Source organism: Streptomyces sp. NPDC031554, assembly GCF_055580685.1.
In genome coordinates, this window is sequence record NZ_JBVIKX010000001.1 from 105,730 (window position 1) to 126,237 (window position 20,508).

The following is a 20,508-nucleotide window of genomic DNA, read 5'->3' on the forward strand; positions in this document are numbered from 1 at the left end:
GGCCCGCCCCCGGGCCGGGCGTCTCCGGCCCGCGCCGCGCCGGGGCCGGCTCCGGCGGTCCCGCCTGAGCCTCTCGTCCGGACGCGGCCCCCGGCACGGACCCCGCCCTCACCTCCGTACCGATGCCAGGTCCCGACACCAGCGTTCGACACCGACAGCCGACAGCCGACAGCCGACAGCCGGGACAACGCTTCCGGCCGGCCCGCGACGAAGGGGTGCCGGTGTCCGGCCCGTCGGCGCCGCACCCGCACGGGCGCGGCGCGTGGACCGACGTCACCGGCGCGTGGCGGCCTCCGAGGGCGCGCGCGACGACGTGCCCGGCTCGGTGGACGGTGACGGTGACGGTGTGACCCGCCGGGGTGACTCGGACGGGACCGGCGTGGTCCCCTGTCGCACATCGGTGCGGCCGGGGCGGGGCACGGGCAGCGCGGTGGCGGGGGTGGAGGGCAGGGTCTCGCGGGCGGGGTCCGAGGTGGGCGCCGGTGACGTCGACGGGGTCGGCGCGGCCGGGGGGCTGCTCGCGGGCGGCGGGGCCATCGGCACCGCCGGGACGGCCGGCCCGTCCGGCCCGCCCGGGCGCAGCGGCAGGACGACGAGCGTGGCGACCGCGCAGGTCGCGCCCACTCCCACCGCGGCCCGCAGCAGCCGGCGGCGGGCGGCCCCGCGCCGGACCGCCTCGTAGTGGCCGGGCGGCGGGGCGAGGTGACCGGAGGGGGGCCGCAGGACGACGGTCAGCGGGTCGTCGGAGTCGCGCGTGCCGTCGCCGGCGTCGTCAGCGTACGTGATCAAGGCTTCTCCCCAGGTGTGCGCGGAGCAGTTCGCGGGCCGCGTGCAGATCGGCCTTGACGGTTCCTTCCTTGCGCCCGGTGAGCGCGGAGACCTCCCGGATCGGCATGTCAGCGTAGTAGTGCAGCAGGATCGGCACCCGCAGCCGGTCGGGCAGCGACTGCACGAGCAGCCGGACCGACGGGTCGGCGGGCGGGGCGGGCGGGTTCACCGCGGCCTCCACGGTCGCCCGGCGCACGGCCCGGCGTTCGCGTTCGCACTTGCGCCAGTGGTCGCGGACCAGGTTGGCCGCGGTGACGTAGAGGAAGCCCTGCGGTTCGGCGACGGCCGTCCAGCGGGCCCAGAGCCGGGTGAACGCCTCCGAGGCGATCTCGTGGGCGGTCTCGTCGTCGTCGACGAGCCGGCGGCACCAGCCGGCCAGACGCGGGTAGAGGGCGGCGAAGAGTTCGGCCGCCGCCCTCTCGCGGGATCGCTTCACCGTTCTCCCGCGGAGGTCAGGACCGCGAACACGATCACGTTGTCGCGGTACCCGTCCCCGGTGACCGGGCCGCCGCAGGTGATGAGACGCAGCTCGGGCCGGTCCACGTTCCCGTAGACGTCGGTCGTGGGGAACTCCGTCTTGCCGACGGTCCGTACGGCGGTGACCTCGAAGTCCACGCTCGTGCCGTTCTCCAGGCGCGCCGTGATCCCGTCGCCGGGCCGCAGCCGGTCGAGCCGGCGGAAGACGCCGTCGCCGTGCTCGCCGACCGTGACGTGGCCGAGGATCACCGACGGCCCGGTCTGGCCGGGCGTCGGCGAGTACCGGTACCAGCCGGCCCGGTCGTCGGCGGTGACGGCGGGCACCTCCACCCTGCCGTCGGCCCGCAGACCCAGCCGTACGACCGGGGTGTCGACCCCGATGGCCGGGATCCGCAGGGCCACGGGTGCCGAACGCACCGGCGGACGCGCCGCCCCCGCCGGGGAACCCGGCGAGGAGGCGGGCGAGGTGACCGGCGCGGCGGACGGTGCGCCCGGGGTCCGGCCGGCCGGACGACCGCCGGCGCAGCCCGCGAGCAGGCCGGCGCCGGCCGCGGCGAGGAAGGCGCGCCTGGAGTACGGACTCATGCGCCGGTCGTCCTCCGGCGCCGCAGCACGTAGACCCCGGCGCCGGCCACGGCGAAGGCCGCGGCGGCCCCGCCGCCGATCACGGCGCCGGCGCCGGAGGACGACGCGGCCGTCCCCGCCTCACCGGTGTCGGCGGCGCCGCGGGGAACGACGGAGACCTGGTCGCGGGAGCCCGGCATCACGGTGGGCTCGGTCACCGGCGTCGCCTCCGAGGGGGCGGGAGCGGTGGTGGGGGCGGTGGCCGGGGGGACGGACGGGACGGGCGTCGGCGTCCCCCCGTCGGCGGACGCGGGCCCCGCGCCGATCAGCAGGACGGTGCCCGCGAATGCCAGGGCGCCGAGGCCGGTTCGGTGTACGAATCGCATGTGTCGCTCTCCTTCGTCGGTCCGCACGGGCTGCGTGACGGATCGAGCGGAGAGACGAGACAGCGGGAACACAGGTTGTAAAGAGATGGCAAAGCCGTGGGCGGCCCGGAACGGACACACGGCGCCGCCCCGGACGGGCGACCCGTCCGGGGCGGTGACACACGACGACCGGACCCCGGACGGGCCGAACCACCAGGCACCGACCCGGAGCACCGCACCCGGTCCACTCCGAACGCCCCACCACGGACCGAACCACCACGGCCCCGCACGGACCGAACCACCACGGCCCCGCACGGACCGAACCGGCACGGACCGAACCACCACGGCCTCACACGGACCGAACCGGCACGCCTCACGACGGACCGAACCGGCACGACTCGGCCCCACACGACTCGGCGCGACGCAGACCGGACAGCCGCGACGCGACCCCTCGCGCCCCGGCCCGAACCCGCACGGACCAACGGGACGTGAACCGGCGCAGGCCGGCACGGGGTGCCCCCTGACGGCCCGGACCGGTACGGTCCCGCACGGCGCAGACCGGCACGGACCAGTGCGGCGTGAACCGCCCCGGGCCGGCACGACGCGATCCCTGGCCGCCCGGACCGGCACAGGTGGACCGACCGGACCGACGCGAGCCGGCACAGGCCGGACCGGCTCGAGCCGATGCGGCACAGTTCGGTCCGAACCGGACAGGGCCGGCACGGGCCGACCCGGACAGGGCCGACCCGGACAGGGCCGACCCGGACAGGGCCGGCACGGCGCACGCCGGTGCCGCCCCCCGCGACCGCCGGAGGCCTACGCGTCCAGCGACGTCATCACGTGCTTGATCCGCGTGTAGTCCTCGAAGCCGTAGCCCGACAGGTCCTTGCCGTAGCCGGACTTCTTGAAGCCGCCGTGGGGCATCTCGGCGACCAGCGGGATGTGGGTGTTGATCCACACACAGCCGAAGTCGAGCTTCTTGGACATCCGCATCGCGCGGCCGTGGTCCTTGGTCCACACCGAGGAGGCGAGGGCGTAGTCGACGCCGTTGGCCCACTCGACCGCCTGGTCCTCGTCCGTGAAGGACTGGACGGTGATGACCGGCCCGAAGACCTCGTTCTGGATGATCTCGTCGTCCTGCCGGAGGCCGGAGACGACGGTCGGGGCGTAGAAGTAGCCCTTGTCGCCGACCCGCTGTCCGCCCGCCTCGACCTTGGCGTGGGCGGGCAGCCGCTCGATGAAGCCGCTGACCTGCTGGAGCTGGTGGGGGTTGTTCAGCGGGCCGAAGAGCACGTCCTCGTCGTCCGGCTGCCCGGTCTTCGTCTCGGACGCGGCCTTGGCCAGCGCCGCCACGAACTCGTCGTGGATGGCCTCCTGGACGAGGACGCGGGTGGCCGCCGTGCAGTCCTGGCCGGCGTTGAAGAAGCCCGCCACGGAGATGTCCTCGACGGCCTTGGCGATGTCGGTGTCCTCGAAGACGACGACCGGCGCCTTGCCGCCCAGCTCCAGGTGGACGCGCTTGAGGTCCTTGGAGGCGGTCTCGGCGACGGACATGCCGGCGCGCACGGAACCGGTGATGGACGCCATCGCCGGGATCGGGTGCTCCACCATCAGGCGGCCGGTGTCGCGGTCGCCGGTCACGACGTTGAAGACGCCCTTGGGCAGGATCGAGCCGACGATCTCGGCGATCAGGACGGTGGAGGCCGGGGTGGTGTCCGAGGGCTTGAGGACGACCGTGTTGCCCGCCGCGATCGCCGGGGCGAACTTCCACACGGCCATCATCATCGGGTAGTTCCACGGCGCGACCTGCGCGCAGACGCCGACCGGCTCGCGGCGGACGATCGAGGTCATGCCGTCCATGTACTCGCCGGCCGAGCGCCCCTCCAGCATCCGGGCCGCGCCCGCGAAGAAGCGGATCTGGTCGACCATCGGCGGGATCTCCTCGGACCGCGTGAGGCCGATCGGCTTGCCGGTGTTCTCCACCTCGGCGGCGATCAGTTCCTCGGCGCGCTCCTCGAACGCGTCCGCGATCTTCAGCAGGGCCTTCTGCCGCTCGGCGGGGGTGGTGTCGCGCCACGCCGGGAAGGCGGCCGCGGCGGCCTCCATGGCCGCGTCCACGTCCGCCGGGCCGGACAGCGGTGCCGTCGCGTACGCCTCGCCCGTCGCGGGGTTGACCACCTCGGTGGTCCGTCCGTCGGCGGCGTCCCGGAACTCACCGGCGACGTAATTCCGTAGGGTGCGCAGCTCCGTGCTCACTGCCGGCCTCCTGTGCAGGGTCGAACTGTCCAATGGATGAGACACCCACCCTAATCGGCACACCGACGTTTTCAACACCCCCGATCGCGCCACCACTGCGAAATCCGCAAGTCTCAGTCACGTAAACAACGAATTTCATCGCCCGCGCCTTGCGTAACTGTCGATACGTCGTGCAGAGTGACCCCGTGGCCAGTCGAAGCGCAGAGCACCGGGACTCCCGCGAGTCCAAGAACGGCACCCCGCACCTGGATGCCGTCAGTCTCGGCATCATCGAGCAGCTCCAGGAGGACGGCCGCCGGCCGTACGCCGCGATCGGCAAGGCCGTCGGCCTGTCGGAGGCGGCCGTGCGCCAGCGCGTCCAGAAGCTGCTCGACCAGGGCGTGATGCAGATCGTCGCCGTCACGGACCCGCTCACCGTGGGATTCCGCAGGCAGGCGATGGTCGGGATCAACGTCGAGGGCGACACCGAGGCGATCGCCGACGCGCTGACCGACATGGCGGAGGTCGAGTACGTGGTGATGACCGCGGGCTCGTTCGACGTCCTCGCCGAGATCGTCTGCGAGGACGACGACCACCTGCTCGACGTCATCAACAAACGCATCCGTGCGCTGCCCGGCGTGCGCTCCACCGAGAGCTTCGTCTACCTGAAGCTCAAGAAGCAGACCTACATGTGGGGAACCCGATAACCGTGAGGACCCGATAACCGTGAGCTCCAAGGACCTCAGCCGCACCGCGTACGACCACCTGTGGATGCACTTCACCCGCATGTCCTCGTACGAGAACGCCCCCGTGCCGACGATCGTCCGGGGCGAGGGCACCCACATCTACGACGACAAGGGCAAGCGCTACCTCGACGGCCTCGCGGGCCTGTTCGTGGTCCAGGCCGGTCACGGCCGCACGGAACTGGCCGAGACCGCCTTCAAGCAGGCGCAGGAGCTGGCGTTCTTCCCGGTGTGGTCCTACGCCCACCCCAAGGCCGTGGAGCTGGCCGAACGCCTCGCCCACCACGCGCCCGGCGACCTGAACAAGGTCTTCTTCACCACCGGCGGCGGCGAGGCGGTCGAGACCGCCTGGAAGCTCGCCAAGCAGTACTTCAAGCTGACCGGCAAGCCCACCAAGCACAAGGTCATCTCGCGCGCGGTGGCCTACCACGGCACCCCGCAGGGCGCCCTGTCCATCACCGGCCTGCCGGCCCTCAAGGCCCCCTTCGAGCCGCTCGTGCCGGGCGCGCACAAGGTCCCGAACACCAACATCTACCGCGCCCCGATCTTCGGCGACGACCCCGAGGCCTTCGGCCGCTGGGCCGCCGACCAGATCGAGCAGCAGATCCTCTTCGAGGGCGCGGACACCGTCGCCGCGGTCTTCCTGGAGCCGGTCCAGAACGCCGGCGGCTGCTTCCCGCCCCCGCCCGGCTACTTCCAGCGGGTCCGCGAGATCTGCGACCGCCACGACGTGCTGCTCGTGTCGGACGAGGTCATCTGCGCCTTCGGCCGCCTCGGCACGATGTTCGCCTGCGACAAGTTCGGCTACGTGCCGGACATGATCACCTGCGCCAAGGGCATGACCTCGGGCTACTCCCCGATCGGCGCCTGCATCATCTCCGACCGCCTGGCCGAGCCGTTCTACAAGGGCGACAACACCTTCCTGCACGGCTACACCTTCGGCGGCCACCCGGTCTCCGCGGCCGTGGGCCTCGCCAACCTCGACCTGTTCGAGCGCGAGGGCCTGAACCAGCACGTTCTCGACAACGAGGGCGCCTTCCGCGCCACCCTGGAGAAGCTGCACGACCTGCCGATCGTCGGCGACGTCCGCGGCAACGGCTTCTTCTACGGCATCGAGCTGGTCAAGGACAAGGTGACGAAGGAGTCCTTCACCGAGGAGGAGACCGAGCGCGTCCTGTACGGCTTCCTGTCCAAGGCGCTCTTCGACAACGGCCTGTACTGCCGTGCCGACGACCGCGGCGACCCGGTCGTCCAGCTCGCCCCGCCGCTGATATCGAACCAGGAGACCTTCGACGAGATCGAGCAGATCCTGCGCGCCACGCTGACGGAGGCGTGGACGAAGCTCTGACCTCCCCCCGGGGACCCTGTCCCCGGGGGTCCCGATCCCCGGCCGAGCCGTGGGGATCTTCCTTTCAGGTGATCAACACCGGCCCCGGTGCCGTCCGTTCGAGTGAGAAACGGCGGCCCGGGGCCGTGTGCTGTCCGGATGCCCGACCCGGGCTGCCTAGCGTTCCAGTGACCGATCGGCCCTGCCTTCGTTCCCCCGGACGGGGGAACGGCACGGGAACTACGGATCTGAACGAAGGTGTACGCCCATGGAGGCCCCGCCGGACAACGACGTGCTGTGGGCACGTGCCCTGCACTACACGCACCCCGACGGCTCCCCCGCGCTGGGCGGCGTGTCGCTCGGCGTGCGGGAGGGCGAGATCCTCGCCGTCACCGGCCCGCGCGGCAGCGGCAAGACGGCCCTGCTGCACTGCCTGTCCGGGCTGACCCGGGGCCAGCGCGGCGAGGTGTGGTTCAACAGCGTCCCCGTGCACACCATGGGCCCGATGGCCCGCGAACGGCTCCGCCGCGACCGCTTCGGCTGGATCGACCCGGCGCCGGCGCTCGTGCCGGAGCTGAACGTCTGGGAGAACGCGGCCCTGCCCCTGATGCTGCGCGGCACCAGCCGCCGCCGGTCCAAGGCCACCGCCCTGGAGTGGCTGGAACGCCTGGACGTCGGCGACAGGCACCGCCTGCGGCCCCACGAACTGACCCAGGCGGAACGCCAGCGCGTGTGCATCGCCCGCGCCCTCGCCCCGGCCCCGTCCGTCCTCTTCGCGGACGAACCGACGGCCCCCCTGCACCGGGCGGACCGCGGCCACGTGCTGCGCACGCTGACCACGGCGGCCCGCTCGCACGGCATCACCGTGGTCCTGGCCACGCACGACGCCGAGACCGCGGCCCTCGCCGACCGCACGGTCCCGCTCCTGGACGGACGCCGGGTGCGCACCGTCCACCTGCCGCCGGTCACCGAGTCGGAGGGCCGGGCGACGTGCTCGCTCTCCGCCTGACCCGCAGCGCCCGACCGGCCGTGCACCTGCGCCGCCTGCTCGTCGCGACGGCCTCGGCCGGCACCGGATTCCTGCTGCTGGGCACCCTCGGCCACGCCCTGGGCCACCCCGGCTCCCCGGGAGGATCGGCGCTCCGGCTCGCCTGGTGCGCGGTCCCGCTGGCCGCCGCCGTCCACTTCGCCCTCGCGGTCGCCCGCACCGACCCGGGCACCCGGCCCCGGCCCGGCCTGGCGGCGATCGGCCTGGGTCCCGCCCGCCTGATGGCGATCTCGGCGGCCACGACGGCCCTGTCCACCGCGCTCGGCTCGATGCTGGCCCTGCTCCTCTTCCTCCACCTCCGCGGCGACCTCACGGGCATGCCCTTCGACGGAGCGGCGGCGTCCTTCCTGGCGGCGGACGTACCGCTCCCCCTGCCCGCCGCCCTCACCCTCCTGGCCCTGACCCCCGCGGCGGCCTCGCTGACGGTGGCCCTGGCGCTCCGCCCCCGGGACGCCCGGCCGGCCGGGACCGCCCGGGGCGCGGGCCTGGCCCTGCGCCGCTTCACCGTCTCCGCGGGCGTCCGGGAGACGTTCGGCGCGTACGGCAGGTTCGGCGCGAGGCAGGCCCACCGGGCCGTGGCCGCGCCCGCCCCGGACGCCGGCGCCCGGCGCTCCCGTCACACCACGGCCACGGCGGCGCCGGACGGGGACGGTGACACCCTGGGCCCCCGTCGCACGGTGACCGCGGCCGCCCCCGGCGGGGACGGCGCGGCCCGGGAGATCCCGCCCCACGACCCCGGCGGCGCCCCGCACGACCCCCCGCGCCCCGACCCCACCGGCCTCCCCTGGGGCGCGGCCCTCCTCGCCGCCGGCCTCGCCGTCGAGGCGTACGCCGGCCGCACCCCCGGCCACCAGGTCACCCTCCCCGGCGGCCCCACGGGCCCCACCGCGGTCCTGGTCGGCTGGACGCTCACCGCGATCGGCCTCGCCGTGGCCGGCCCCGGCCTCACCCATCTCTGCGGCCGCGCCCTGCAGTCGGCCCGCCCCGGCGCCCTCCGCCTCCTCGCCGGCCGCGGCCTGATGGAGGAGGCGTCCCGCATCGGCGCCCCCCTGGGCATCCTGTGCGCGGTGGTCTCCGGCGCGTACACCATGGCCGTGCTGCGCGAGCCCGCCGACCCGTCCTTCGGCCCGCTCGCCGCCCTCGGCGCGGCCCTGGTCGCCGGCTGCGCCCTCGCCACCCTCCTCACGGCCGCCGTCGAGGCCCGCCAGGCCCGCGCCGGCACGACGGCCGCCCTGCTCCGCCTCGGCGCCCCGTCCACGGCGCTGCGCAGCGCGGCGGCGCTGCGGGCCGCCGCGCTGGCCGCGCTGTTCGTCCCGCTCACGCTGACCGTGGCGGCGCTCGCCGCCCTCCCACTGACCCCCTGAGCCGCCCGGGGCAGTCAGCGCGGCCGGGGCGCCCGGGGCGGTCGGGGCAGCCGAAAATCCGCGCGGAAAACCTCTCCGGCGACCGATGACTTCCGCGCGGCTCCCGGGTCTGCCCCCTCGGAAGAACCCGCACGACACCGTGCCCGACCGCACGGCACGAACGGCACGAACCGATGGGAGACACCCGATGAGCACCCCGGCCCACCAGCAGATGGTCTTCGTCAACCTGCCCGTGAACGACCTGGAGGCCTCCAAGAAGTTCTTCACGGACCTGGGCTATTCGCTCGACCCCCGGTTCAGCGACGAGAACGCGGCCTCCGTGGTGATCAGCGACACCGTCGTCGCGATGCTGCTCACCAGGCCCTTCTACTCGACCTTCACCAAGAAGGAGATCGCGGACGCCACCAAGACCAGCCAGGTCATGATCGCGCTGGGCGCGGAGAGCCGCGAGAAGGTGGACGAACTGGTCGACCGCGCCCTGGCGGTGGGCGGTTCGCCCGCCAACGAGACGCAGGACCTCGGCTTCATGTACGGGCGTTCCTTCGACGACCCCGACGGCCACACCTGGGAGGTCGCCTGGATGGACCCGTCGGCGTTCGAGGGCTGATCCGCCCCGACGGGGCACCCCGGTACGGGCGGGTCCGCCTCGGCACCCGCCCGGCCGGACGACGGCCCGCGCGGCCGGACGACGGCCCGCGCGGCCGGACGACGGCCCGCGCGGCCGGACGACGGCCCGCGCGGCCGGACGGCCCGCGCGGACCGCACGGCCGCGAAGCAGAGTCCCCCGCCCGGTGCGTCGGGGGACTCGGCGACACCGTCCCGGCACCTCCGGCGAACTCCCTTCCGACGCAGGGGCGGTGGGGACGAAGGGCCGCCGCCGTGCCGGAAGCGACGGGGCGGAGGGGGAGGCCGGTGCCGCGCGACGCGACCGCGAACCCGCCCTCGCGGGGCGGCCCGTGGTGGACGGAGGGCCGGGCCGAGGAGACTCCCGACGCGCTGAAACGTATCGGCGGTCCATGAGTGGGCAAAGCCGAGGGGCCGGAACCATCGACGCATTGACACTTCTTATGGAACGCTTATAGACCTGTGGGATCCCCGGGGAGGTCGCCGCCGCCGCACAGAGGCCGGCATCTCCCCCTCCGCGCCCCGCAGTTGCACATCACGTAAAGGACAAACGTGTCCCCATCCCGCCGTACCGCCGCTCGTTCGGTGCGCCTGTCCGCTCTCGTCGGCGCCTCGGCCGCCCTTGTCCTCGGCGCCTCCGGCTCCGCGCTGGCCACCGACCCCGCCGGCATCGACCAGTTCTCCGCGGCAGCCTCCTGTGACGGGGCGAAGGGCGTCATCACCGTCACCGGCACGGACGTGACCGACACCCCCACCGTCGTCAGCATCTTCCTCCAGAACAACAACGCCGACCTGAAGCGGGTCGGCAAGCCCACCCGGGTCGAGGAATCGGCCGAGGGCGTCACCGCCGTCTTCGCCGAGCAGTGGGGGCCGAACGCCGAGTACCGGATCCACATCAAGGCCGGCAAGCTCGAAGCCGACATCGCGCCCAACCTGACCACCCCGGCCAAGGCCTGCCGGGCGGCGGACACCACGCCCACCGCCCCCACCACGCCGTCGGCCCCCTCGAAACAGTCGACGGCCTCCTCGACCCCGTCGACGACCCCCTCCGACAGCGCTTCCGGCGGCGCCTCCGCCACCGCCTCGCCCCCGTCGAAGCCGACGGCCCCCGCCCCGTCGCCCTCCACGAGCGAGAGCACCGCACCCGCCGGCACCGTGAGCAACGTCCCGTCGCCCGCCGCCCAGGATTCCAACCTCGCCGAGACCGGGGCCAGTTCCCGCACCGGCCTGGTCGTCGGCATCGCGGCCGTCCTGGTCCTCGTCGGCGGCGGCGCGGTCTTCTTCGGCATGCGCCGCAAGGGAACCGGCAACCGCTGACCACCCGGGCGTCCCGCGCCGCCCCGTTCGTCGGAGCGGCGCGGGACGCCCGCCGGTTCAGCCGAAGACCGTCTTCTCCAGCCAGAACTCCAGCAGCTCGCGATCGCCGAGGACCTCCAGCTCCGGTGTGTCCAGGGGCAGTCGGCGGTAGAAGGCGAGCAGGACCGGGGTGAGCGGGCCGCGCAGCGTCACGGACGCCGTCCCGGGTCCCCGTCGCCACTCGATCCCGTCCTCGGTCAGCCGCACCCACCATTCGGCGTCCAGGCCCGCCGGTACGTCGGTGGCCTGCAGCCGGATGCCGCGATCCCGGTGCCGCGCGGCACGCAGCTCGCCGGACGCCCGCTGCGGCAGGTTCCGCTGCACCCACTCCACGATGTACAGCCACTCGTCCAGCGCGTCGGCGGCGATCTCCGGCGCCACCTCGTAGGGCAGCCCGGCGGTGAGCGCGGCGTCGGCGCGGTGCACGGTGATCTCGTGGGTCATCCGGCGGGCCCAGAACCGGGCGTCGCCCTCCCCCGTCCAGCCCCAGACCTCGGCGTCGGGCCCGGCCTCCCGCAGCGCGGCGACGACCGCGTCGCCGGTCTCCGCGAGCCAGGCGTCCAGCGCGGCGGGATCGGCGCGGGCCGACGGACCGTCGTGCGCGGGGACCTGTTCGTCGCGGACGTTCTCCCGCGCCCGGGTCCGCACCAGCAGCTCCGTCCAGCGCAGGGCGCCGCCCGTGTGCCGGACGAGCTGTTCCAAGGACCAGTCGGGGCAGGTCGGCACGGTGGCCGACAGATCGGTCCCGGAGGTCACGATGGACCTCAACTGCCCTACCTGATGGGCTATTTCGTCGCAGTACCGGTCGTGCGCGAGAAGGCTCATGCCCTCACCGTACGGGCGCGCGGTTCAGCCGAGCACGACGATTTCGGCCGCGTCGAACTCCACCCCGACCGTGTCCCCGGTCTCCGGTGCGAGCCGCAGCGCGCAGGCGGCCTCCAGGCGCGGGGCGTCCCGCGGCTGCAGGTGGACGGCGACGTGGGTGCCCTTGAAGGTGCGGGCGGCGACCGTGCAGGGCAGGCCCTGCCCGGCGGCGACCAGCCGCACCCCGGCCGGCCGCACCAGCAGCGTGCGGGTGCCCTGCGGGGAGCCGGCCGGCACCGGCACCTTGCCCCACGGCGTGTCCGCGGCCTCCCCGGCCACGCTCGACTCCACCACGTTGTCGAAGCCGAGGAAGCGGGCCACGAACGCGTCCGTCGGCCGCTGCCACACCTGAAGCGGCGTGCCGGACTGGGCGATCCGCCCGTCCCGCATCACCACGACCCGGTCGGCCAGCGCGAACGCCTCGCCCTGGTCGTGGGTGACCGCGAGCACCGTGGTGCCCAGCCGGCCGAAGAGTTCCCGCAGTTCGACGACCAACCGCTCCCGCAGCGACCGGTCGAGCTGCCCGAGCGGTTCGTCCAGCATCAGCAGCCGCGGGCTGGGCGCGAGCGCGCGGGCCAGCGCCACCCGCTGCTGCTCGCCGCCGGAGAGCGCGGCGACGGCCCGGCCGGCCGCGTCCGGCAGACCGACCAGGTCGAGCAACTCCCCCACCCGTTCGCGCCGTCGCCCCCGGTCGGCGCCGCGCACGCGCAGTCCGAAGGCCACGTTGCCGCCGACGTCGCGCTGCGGGAACAGCTGGTGGTCCTGGAACATCAGCCCCAGCCCGCGCCGGTGCGCGGGCACCCCCGCCTGGTCCCGCCCGTCCAGCATCACCCGTCCGGCGTCCAGCGGTTGCAGCCCGGCCACCGCCCGCAGCAGCGTCGACTTGCCGCTGCCGCTGGGCCCGAGCACACACACCACCTCGTGCTCGGCGACGGTGAGATCGAGGGCGTCCAGCACCGCCCGGTCCCCGAACCGCACGGTCGCGCCTTCCAGCCTCAGCATCAGAACTCCCCCGTCCGGTCGGTGCGCAGCCGCTCCAGCACCAGCAGGGCGATCGCGCACACCACCATCAGAATCGTCGAAAGGGCCATGGCCTGGCCGTAGTTCAGCTCACCGGCCCGCCCCAGCAGCCGTGCCACGGCGACCGGGAGGGTCGGGTTGTCGGGCCGCGCGATGAACACCGTCGCGCCGAACTCCCCCAGCGACACCGCGAAGGCGAACCCGGCCGCGACCAGCAGCGCCCGCCGCACCATCGGCAGGTCCACCTCCCGCCACACCCGCCACGGCGTGGCCCCCAGCACGGCCGCGGCCTCCCGCAGCCGGTCGTCCACGGCCCGCAGCACCGGCAGCATGGTCCGCACGACGAAGGGGACGCCGACCAGCGCCTGTGCGAGCGGTACCAGGATCCAGGTGGCCCGCAGGTCCAGCGGAGGTTCGTCGAGCGCGATCAGGAAGCCGAAGCCGACGGTCACCGCGGAGACCCCCAGCGGCAGCATCAGCAGCGCGTCGAACCCGCGGACCAGACGCCCGGCGTCCCGGCGGGTCAGGGCCGCCGCCGCCAGAGCGCCGACCGTCACCGCGATCGCGGTGGCGGCCAGGGCGTACTCCAGCGAGTTCCCGACCGCCTCGATCGGCGGCACCAGGAACACGTTGCCGTCGTCGTCGGCCAGCGCCCGGTAGTAGGCGAGGTCGGGGGCGTCGAGGGAGCGCTGCACCAGCACGGCCGGCGGCAGCACGAGCAGCAGCGCGACCGTGCCGAGCACCCCGGCCAGCAACGCCCACTGCCCCGCCCCGCGCGGTCGCCGCGCCGTCCCCGCCGCGTCCACGAGCCGCAGCGCGCTCTCCCGCCGCCGTACGGTCCACGCGTGCACGGCGAGGATCGCGCCGACGGCGGCGAACTGGACGATCGTGAGGACGGCCGCCGTCGACAGGTCGAAGATCTCCGAGGTCTGCCGGTAGATCTCCACCTCCAGCGTGGAGAACGTCGGCCCGCCGAGGATCTGCACCACGCCGAAGGAGGTGAAGGTGAAGAGGAACACCATGAGCGCGGCGGCGGCCACGGCCGGCGCGAGGGCCGGGAGGGTGACCTGCCGCCAGGCCCGCAGCGGTGAGGCACCCAGCATGCGCGCGGCCTCCTCCTGCCGCGGGTCGAGCTGCGCCCACAGCCCGCCGACCGTCCGCACGACCACGGCGTAGTTGAAGAAGACGTGGGCCAGCAGGATCGCCCACACGGTGGTGTCCAGCCGTACGCCCCACAGGTCGTCGAGGAGGCCGCCGCGCCCGACCAGCGCCAGGAACGCCGTACCGACGACCACCGTCGGCAGGACGAACGGGACGGTCACGACGGCCCGCAGGACCTGCTTGCCGGGGAAGGAGAACCGGGCGAAGACGTAGGCGGCGGGCAGGGCGAGCAGCAGGGTCAGCGCGGTGGAGGCGAGGGCCTGCCAGGTGGTGAACCACAGGACGTGCCGGATGTCGGACTGCCCGAGCACGTCGAGCAGGCGCCCGAAGTGCCAGCCGTCGCCGGCGCGCAGTCCGCGCGCGGTGATCGCGGCGACCGGGTAGGCGAAGAACAGCCCGAAGAACGCGACGGGCAGGGCCATGAGCCCGAGCCGCGCCGCGCTCCCGGTACGCCGGCGGCCGGCCGGCCGCCGCCCTACTTCAGTACGAGCGAGGTCCACGACTTGACCCACTGGTCGCGGTCCGCGGCGATCTTCGCCGGGTCCATCGTCTCGGGATCCTCGGCGGCGGGGCCGTACGCGGTGAACTCGGCGGGCACGGCGGCGCCCTTCGCCACCGGGTAGACGAACATGTTGAGCGGCATGTCCTCCTGGAACTCCTTCGAGATCAGGAAGTCGATCAGCGCCTTGCCGCCCTCGCTGTTCTTCGCGTTGCTCAGCAGTCCGGCGAACTCGATCTGCCGGAAGCAGGTGCCGGCCGCGACGCCGGTCGGCGCGGTCGCCGGCTTCGGGTCGCCGTAGATCACCTCGGCGGGCGGGGAGGAGGCGTAGGAGACGACGAGCGGCCGGTCGGCCCCGGCCTTCCTGCCGCCGGCCGACCCGGAGAACTCCTCGTTGTAGGCCTGCTCCCAGCCGTCGACGACCTTCACCCCGTTGGCCTCGAGCTTCTTCCAGTAGTCCGGCCAGCCCTTGTCGCCGTACTTCGCCGCGGTGCCCAGCAGGAAGCCGAGGCCGGGCGAGGAGGTGGAGGCGTTCTCGGTGACGAGGAGGTTCTTGTACGCCGGCTTCACCAGGTCGTCGAAGTCGGCGGGCGGCGTCAGCTCGTGGTCGGCGAAGTACTTCTTGTCGTAGTTGACGCAGACGTCGCCGTAATCGACGGGGGTGACCCGGTGCTTGCCGGCGGCCGGCCGGTACCGGCCGTCGACCTGGTCGAGCCCCTTCGCCTCGTACGGCTGGAAGAGGCCGTTGTCGAGCGCGCGGGAGAGCAGGGTGTTGTCGACGCCGAAGAAGACGTCGCCCTGGGGGTTGTCCTTGGTGAGGATCGCCTTGTTGACGGCCTGCCCGGCGTCGCCGTCCTTGAGGACCTTCACCCGGTAGCCGGACCGCTTCTCGAAGTCGGCGAGCACGCTCTTGGAGACGGCCCACGAGTCGTGGCTGACGAGGGTGACGGTCCTGCTCCCGCCCTGCGCGGATCCGCCGTCGTCCGACGACCCGCAGGCGGACAGCGTGACGAGGCCGAGGCCGACGGCCGCGGCCACGAGCGTCCTGGTGTGCACTGGTATTCCTCCTGGAGGTGACCAGGAAGAGACGCGGCCCTGCCCGGGGCCCGCGAGGGGGCTCCCGGGCAGGGCGCAACAGCTCGAGTGATGACCGAACTTCCTACCCAGAATGACCTGGGCGAGGTTCAGAGGGTCTGCGGCCCGGTTGCCGCACTCTCAGCGCTGTGGCGCTCCCCTGTCGGAATATGAAGATGTCCGATGATCCGCACTGCCCGAAAACAGGACAGTGCTTTCATCCCTACTTACGCCTTACGGCTTACGCCGGTCAGACTACCGCTCGGTGGCGGCGAGCTGACCACACGCCCCGTCGATCTCCTGACCGCGGGTGTCCCGGACGGTGACGGGTACCCCGTGCGCCGCGATGGCCTCGACGAACGCCTTCTCGTCCTCGGGCCGGGAGGCGGTCCACTTGGAGCCCGGCGTCGGATTCAGCGGGATCAGGTTCACGTGCACGGGCCGGCCCTTGAGCATGCGCCCGAGCCGGTCACCCCGCCAGGCCTGGTCGTTGATGTCGCGGATCAGCGCGTACTCGATGGACAGCCGGCGTCCGGACTTCTCCGCGTACGCGAACCCGGCGTCGAGCACCTCGCGCACCTTCCACCGCGTGTTCACGGGGACGAGGGTGTCGCGCAGCTCGTCGTCGGGGGCGTGCAGCGAGATCGCGAGCCGGCACTTGAAGCCCTCGTCGGAGAACCGGTTGATGGCCGGCACCAGCCCGACCGTCGAGACGGTGATCCCGCGCTGCGAGAGCCCCAGACCGTCGGGCGCGGGGTCGGTGAGCGCGCGGATCGCGCCGACGACCCGCTTGTAGTTGGCGAGCGGCTCGCCCATGCCCATGAACACGATGTTGGACAACCGGGCCGGCCCGCCGGGGACCTCTCCGTCGCGCAGCGCCCGCATCCCGTCCACGATCTGGTGGACGATCTCCGCGGTGGACAGGTTCCGGTCCAGCCCGGCCTGCCCGGTGGCGCAGAAGGGGCAGTTCATCCCACAGCCGGCCTGCGAACTGATGCACATGGTGACCCGGTCCGGGTACCGCATCAGCACCGACTCCACGAGCGTGCCGTCGAACAGCCGCCAGAGCGTCTTGCGGGTGGTCCCCTGGTCCGTGGACAGATGCCGCACGACCGTCATCAGCTCGGGCAGCAGCGCCTCGCGCAGCTTCTCGCGAGCGCCGGCGGGGATGTCCGTCCACTCGGCCGGGTCGTGCGCGAACCGCGCGAAGTAGTGCTGGGACAGCTGTTTCGCACGAAACGGCTTCTCCCCGGTCTCCGCCACCGCCTCCTTCCGCTCGGCGGGCGAGAGGTCGGCAAGATGCCGCGGCGGCTTCTTGGCTCCGCGGGGGGCGACGAAAGTGAGTTCTCCGGGTGCAGGCATAACACGTCCAGTGTGGCAGATCATCGCCGGGTGCCCGGGCCGGAGGGGGGTGGGGGTGGTCACCCTCGCCTGTCGCCTGTCGGCGTCGGCCGGCTTCGGACGGCCCGGAGGCGGCCCGGCCCTCGGCCGGCCGTGCCCAGACAGGGGCGCCACCACCCGTCATTCCACCTGCACGGGAGCGACCGGGAGCCGTTCCCTGCAGGGCCAGGTGAAGGTGCGGTCGGGTTCGAGGTGGAGGTGCCCCCGGTGGACGGCGTGGACGCCGTTCTCGGCGTCGGCCGTGAAGGACACGCGGACCAGCCGGGTGGAGGCTCCCAGCTCCTCGAAGGCTTCGCGCAGCCCCAGGCACTCCTCGGTCGCCAGGTCCTCGTCGACGTCGAGCAGGCCTTCCGGAGGCTGCGGCCCGTGCGCCCGGAGCAGCCGGTGCCGAGTGGGCGACGCGTCGGCCGGCAGCCGGGCCCGGTCCAGGGGTCTCGGCCCGTCCGCGCACCGGAACGGGAAGAGTGCGTGATCGTCGATCACCGCGTACGCGTACCCGCGCACGTCCCGCACGGCCTTCCCCGGCTCCCGCGCCGTCTCGCCGGGTCCTCGCGCGCCACGCCCGCGGGGGCGGCACCGTACGGACTCCGCTCGGCATCGGCTCGGAGCCGCCCCGGGAAGCCGTTCAGGGCCTCTTGACCGGCTGCCTGGCCTCAGGGTGGGGCCGGGCCGCGACGGGCCCCGGTCCGCGCCGATCCGGTCAGGGTGAGACGAGGATGAGCGTGGCGGTCGGCAGGAGGGTGCCCAGGACGCTGAGCGACCAGTAGCCGCGGGCGTCGAGCGAAGTCCGGCGTGCCAGAGGCCGGTTGGCGGCGGACCAGAGCAGCAGGTAGAGAGCGACGACGGGGGCGATGATCACCAGCCACAGGGCCATGCCGTCGTTCTCCGTGGGTTCCCGGGGCCCCAGCCAGTTCGCCGCGAGGAACCAGAGCAGCCAGATCGGCACCACCGCCGGGACTCCGAGCAGCAGGTTCACGCCCAGGGCCGTGTACCAACGTCCGGCCATCCAGACCCCTCCCCGTGATCGTCTGCGGAAACGGTACAGCGAAGATCGGCGGAGCGGCTTCGACGTCCACGAGCGGCAGCACGCCCTTGCCGCGGCCGGCCTCGTCCCGATGCCGGACCCCGGGAGGCCGTACGCCTCAGCCCGGCAGCACGGGATGCAGGCCCTCCGCCGCTTCCACGCCCCGGTCCTCCCGGACGCGGACGAGAACGTCAAGGACGTGAGCGCGTACCTCGGCCACGCCGATCCGGCGATTCTCCGGGTGCGGGCACCGCCCTCCCCGGGGCGCGGATCGACGCGGATGCCCGGGCCGGCTCAGAACAGCCCGGCGATCACAGCGGCGCACCACCCGGCGTACGCCTTGGTCCGGTGCCATCCTCCGCAGTACAGCTTCGGTCTGCGCCGTCCGTTCTGCGCGAGGAGCGCCTTGCACCACCGGCACTGCAGGTCACCGTGGTAGGTGCCGTCTTCCTCGCGTCTCGCCCGCCCCATGCGGAGAACCCTAGCGGCCCGCTCGTCGGCCGGTCCATGCGACGAGCCCCCGTCCTCGCGGGGACGGGGGCTCGTCGCGGGAGCGGAGCGGGACGTCGCTCAGCCGGAACCCACGAACAGCACCAGCAGCAGCCACACCACCGGCGCGGTGGGCAGCAGGGAGTCCAGGCGGTCCATGATGCCGCCGTGGCCGGGGAGCAGGGTGCCCATGTCCTTGATGCCGAGGTCCCTCTTGATCATGGACTCGCCGAGGTCGCCGAGGGTCGCGCTGGCCGCGACCGCCAGGCCGAGCAGCAGCCCCTGCCACCAGGCGCCGTCCTCGATCAGGAACTGCATGCACAACGCGCCCACGACCATCGCGAAGGAGACGGCGCCGAGGAGGCCCTCGCGGGTCTTGCCGGGGCTGATGCGCGGAGCGAGCTTGCGCTTGCCGAAGCGCCAGCCGACGGCGTACGCCCCGGTGTCGCTGACGACGGTCAGGAGCAGGAACGTCATGACGCGGCGCGCCCCGTCGTCCGCGGTGAGCATCATGGTGACGAACGTGGCCAGGAACGGGACGTAGAAGGCCGCGAAGACACCGGCCGTGACGTCCCTGAGGTAGCCCTCCGGCGGTTCCGTCATCCGCCAGACCAGGACCGCCAGCGCGGTCAGGGCCATCGCGATCCAGGCACCCTCGGCGCCCCTGACGTACCCCGCGACGACCATGGCGGCACCGCCGACCGCGAGCGGCACCAGCGGAGCCTTGATGCCCTTGCGCTCCTGGAGCCGGCTCGTCAGTTCCCACAGGCCGACGACGACGGCGACCGCGACCACGCCGACGAAGACGGCCTTGACCACGAACAGTGACGCGATGATCACCGCACCGAGTCCGACGCCGACGCCTATGGCCGCAGTCAGGTCACGGCCCGCGCTCTTCTTCTGCGGGACGGGTGCCGGCTGTGGTGCGTCGGGCATGGGCTCCGGATTCTGCGGCACCACCGCAGGGGGCAGAGCCGACGGGGTCTCGTGACGGGACGTCCCCACGGAGGACGTCCCGTCACGGAATGTCTCGTCACGGGACGTGCCGCCGTGGGGTGTCCCCTCGCGGAACGTCTCGTCTCGGAACAGGGGGCCGCCCAGCCGAGCGGCCCCCCGGTCGTCATCCTGGTCTCCGCCGTGGGCGGGTACGTCGGGGACGATGGGCATGGGGCGAGTCTGCTGCGCCTCAGGCGCATCGTACGCGGGACCCGCCGCGGCAGCCCCCTGGACGGGTCCGTGCGGGACGGCCCCGTGATCGTTGGGCCCCCAGTACCCGGCCTGTGAACCGGCACGTGGCGGAGCGCCCCAGGAAGAGTCGTTCATCAGACCTCGAGCAGCTCCGCTTCCTTGTGCTTCAGGAGCTCGTCCACCTGCGCGACGTACTTCGCGGTGGTGTCGTCGAGTTCCTTCTCCGCACGGCGGCCCTCGTCCTCCCCGACCTCGCCATCCTTGATGAGCTTGTCGATGGCGTCCTTGGCCTTGCGGCGCACGGCGCGGATGGACACCTTGGCGTCCTCGCCCTTGCCCTTGGCGACCTTGATGTAGTCGCGGCGGCGCTCCTCGGTCAGCTCGGGGAACACCACCCGGATGATGTTGCCGTCGTTGCTCGGATTGACACCGAGGTCCGAGTCGCGGATCGCCTGCTCGATGTTGCGCAGCGCGCTCTTGTCGAACGGGGTCACGACCGCCATGCGCGGCTCCGGCACGGAGAACGAAGCCAGCTGGTTGATCGGCGTCGGCGCGCCGTAGTAGTCGGCCACGATCTTGTTGAACATCGCCGGGTGCGCACGGCCGGTGCGGATCGCGGCGAAGTCCTCCTTGGCGACCACGACGGCCTTCTCCATCTTCTCCTCGGCCTCGAGGAGGGTCTCTTCGATCACCACTTGCTCCTGCGTGTCTTGAGTAGGCCCGGCTGCGGTTCCTCGCGGAGACGGCGGCCGGCTGCGTCGCGTCTTCTTCCTGCACGGTTCCCGACCGGCAGGACATTGTCCATCCCCCGACCAGGGTCCGTCCCCCGACCGGAGTCCGTCGCCCGGTCGGGCTGT

The 20,508-nt window shown here is 73.2% G+C and carries 21 protein-coding genes; 6 read left to right on the plus strand and 15 right to left on the minus strand.

What is annotated here, in order from left to right:
* Positions 1–273: 273 nt before the first annotated feature.
* The 5 genes from ACZ5FU_RS00405 to ACZ5FU_RS00425 all read right to left on the minus strand — a co-directional run bounded on the left by ACZ5FU_RS00405 (position 274) and on the right by ACZ5FU_RS00425 (position 4,490).
* The gene (locus ACZ5FU_RS00405) at positions 274–789 is read right to left on the minus strand and encodes a hypothetical protein (RefSeq protein ID WP_451526325.1); all 516 of its coding nucleotides are present in this window, start codon (positions 787–789) and stop codon (positions 274–276) included.
* On the minus strand, positions 773–1,264 hold the full coding sequence (locus tag ACZ5FU_RS00410; RefSeq protein WP_451526324.1) for an RNA polymerase sigma factor: 492 nt from the start codon (positions 1,262–1,264) through the stop codon (positions 773–775). Before ACZ5FU_RS00410 ends, ACZ5FU_RS00405 begins: the two co-directional genes overlap by 17 nt.
* On the minus strand, positions 1,261–1,890 hold the full coding sequence (locus ACZ5FU_RS00415) for a class F sortase (protein ID WP_451526323.1): 630 nt from the start codon (positions 1,888–1,890) through the stop codon (positions 1,261–1,263). The genes ACZ5FU_RS00410 and ACZ5FU_RS00415 overlap by 4 nt, the downstream gene beginning before the upstream one ends.
* Positions 1,887–2,255 carry a sortase-dependent protein gene (locus tag ACZ5FU_RS00420; RefSeq protein ID WP_451526322.1) on the minus strand — a complete coding sequence of 123 codons (369 nt, stop codon included), beginning with the start codon at positions 2,253–2,255 and terminating at the stop codon, positions 1,887–1,889. The genes ACZ5FU_RS00415 and ACZ5FU_RS00420 overlap by 4 nt, the downstream gene beginning before the upstream one ends.
* Before the next feature lie 795 nt (positions 2,256–3,050).
* A complete protein-coding gene (locus ACZ5FU_RS00425) occupies positions 3,051–4,490 on the minus strand; it encodes a gamma-aminobutyraldehyde dehydrogenase (protein WP_469044025.1) in 1,440 nt (479 codons plus the stop codon).
* A gap of 170 nt (positions 4,491–4,660) precedes the next feature.
* Here ACZ5FU_RS00425 and ACZ5FU_RS00430 point away from each other — a divergent pair, with 170 nt between their 5' ends.
* From ACZ5FU_RS00430 to ACZ5FU_RS00455, 6 genes are all read left to right on the plus strand, one after another.
* Positions 4,661–5,176, plus strand: a complete 516-nt coding sequence (locus tag ACZ5FU_RS00430; RefSeq protein WP_363091985.1) for an Lrp/AsnC family transcriptional regulator — start codon at positions 4,661–4,663, stop codon at positions 5,174–5,176.
* A 19-nt stretch (positions 5,177–5,195) separates the two neighbouring features.
* On the plus strand, positions 5,196–6,560 hold the full coding sequence (locus ACZ5FU_RS00435) for an aspartate aminotransferase family protein (RefSeq protein WP_451526320.1): 1,365 nt from the start codon (positions 5,196–5,198) through the stop codon (positions 6,558–6,560).
* Between the two features lie 247 nt (positions 6,561–6,807).
* Positions 6,808–7,548, plus strand: a complete 741-nt coding sequence (locus ACZ5FU_RS00440) for an ABC transporter ATP-binding protein (protein ID WP_451526319.1) — start codon at positions 6,808–6,810, stop codon at positions 7,546–7,548.
* Entirely contained in the window at positions 7,530–8,951 is a 1,422-nt protein-coding gene (locus ACZ5FU_RS00445; RefSeq protein WP_469044026.1) for a hypothetical protein, read from the plus strand. The genes ACZ5FU_RS00440 and ACZ5FU_RS00445 overlap by 19 nt, the downstream gene beginning before the upstream one ends.
* A 187-nt stretch (positions 8,952–9,138) precedes the next feature.
* Positions 9,139–9,558: a VOC family protein gene (locus tag ACZ5FU_RS00450; RefSeq protein ID WP_451526317.1), complete on the plus strand. Its 420-nt coding sequence runs from the start codon at positions 9,139–9,141 to the stop codon at positions 9,556–9,558.
* Between the two features lie 569 nt (positions 9,559–10,127).
* Positions 10,128–10,892: an LAETG motif-containing sortase-dependent surface protein gene (locus tag ACZ5FU_RS00455; protein WP_469044028.1), complete on the plus strand. Its 765-nt coding sequence runs from the start codon at positions 10,128–10,130 to the stop codon at positions 10,890–10,892.
* A 57-nt stretch (positions 10,893–10,949) separates the two neighbouring features.
* Here ACZ5FU_RS00455 and ACZ5FU_RS00460 read toward each other — a convergent pair whose 3' ends face one another.
* The 10 genes from ACZ5FU_RS00460 to frr form a co-directional block, all read right to left on the minus strand.
* Positions 10,950–11,756: a maleylpyruvate isomerase family mycothiol-dependent enzyme gene (locus ACZ5FU_RS00460; RefSeq protein WP_469044030.1), complete on the minus strand. Its 807-nt coding sequence runs from the start codon at positions 11,754–11,756 to the stop codon at positions 10,950–10,952.
* 24 nt (positions 11,757–11,780) lie between these two features.
* Positions 11,781–12,797, minus strand: coding sequence for an ABC transporter ATP-binding protein (locus ACZ5FU_RS00465; protein WP_468835793.1), 1,017 nt, complete (start codon positions 12,795–12,797; stop codon positions 11,781–11,783).
* The gene (locus ACZ5FU_RS00470; RefSeq protein ID WP_469044031.1) at positions 12,797–14,476 is read right to left on the minus strand and encodes an ABC transporter permease; all 1,680 of its coding nucleotides are present in this window, start codon (positions 14,474–14,476) and stop codon (positions 12,797–12,799) included. Before ACZ5FU_RS00470 ends, ACZ5FU_RS00465 begins: the two co-directional genes overlap by 1 nt.
* Positions 14,452–15,531, minus strand: coding sequence for a thiamine ABC transporter substrate-binding protein (locus ACZ5FU_RS00475; RefSeq protein ID WP_469044032.1), 1,080 nt, complete (start codon positions 15,529–15,531; stop codon positions 14,452–14,454). Before ACZ5FU_RS00475 ends, ACZ5FU_RS00470 begins: the two co-directional genes overlap by 25 nt.
* A gap of 273 nt (positions 15,532–15,804) precedes the next feature.
* Positions 15,805–16,911, minus strand: a complete 1,107-nt coding sequence (rlmN, locus tag ACZ5FU_RS00480) for a dual-specificity RNA methyltransferase RlmN (protein WP_451526311.1) — start codon at positions 16,909–16,911, stop codon at positions 15,805–15,807.
* 159 nt (positions 16,912–17,070) lie between these two features.
* On the minus strand, positions 17,071–17,463 hold the full coding sequence (locus ACZ5FU_RS00485) for a hypothetical protein (protein ID WP_468644968.1): 393 nt from the start codon (positions 17,461–17,463) through the stop codon (positions 17,071–17,073).
* Positions 17,464–17,650: 187 nt separating this feature from the next.
* A complete protein-coding gene (locus ACZ5FU_RS00490; protein WP_451526309.1) occupies positions 17,651–17,956 on the minus strand; it encodes a hypothetical protein in 306 nt (101 codons plus the stop codon).
* Positions 17,957–18,268: 312 nt separating this feature from the next.
* Positions 18,269–18,445 carry a hypothetical protein gene (locus ACZ5FU_RS00495; protein WP_451526308.1) on the minus strand — a complete coding sequence of 59 codons (177 nt, stop codon included), beginning with the start codon at positions 18,443–18,445 and terminating at the stop codon, positions 18,269–18,271.
* Between the two features lie 99 nt (positions 18,446–18,544).
* The gene (locus ACZ5FU_RS00500; protein ID WP_451526307.1) at positions 18,545–19,786 is read right to left on the minus strand and encodes a phosphatidate cytidylyltransferase; all 1,242 of its coding nucleotides are present in this window, start codon (positions 19,784–19,786) and stop codon (positions 18,545–18,547) included.
* Entirely contained in the window at positions 19,786–20,343 is a 558-nt protein-coding gene (frr, locus tag ACZ5FU_RS00505) for a ribosome recycling factor (RefSeq protein WP_053748032.1), read from the minus strand. Before frr ends, ACZ5FU_RS00500 begins: the two co-directional genes overlap by 1 nt.
* Positions 20,344–20,508 lie beyond the last annotated feature (165 nt).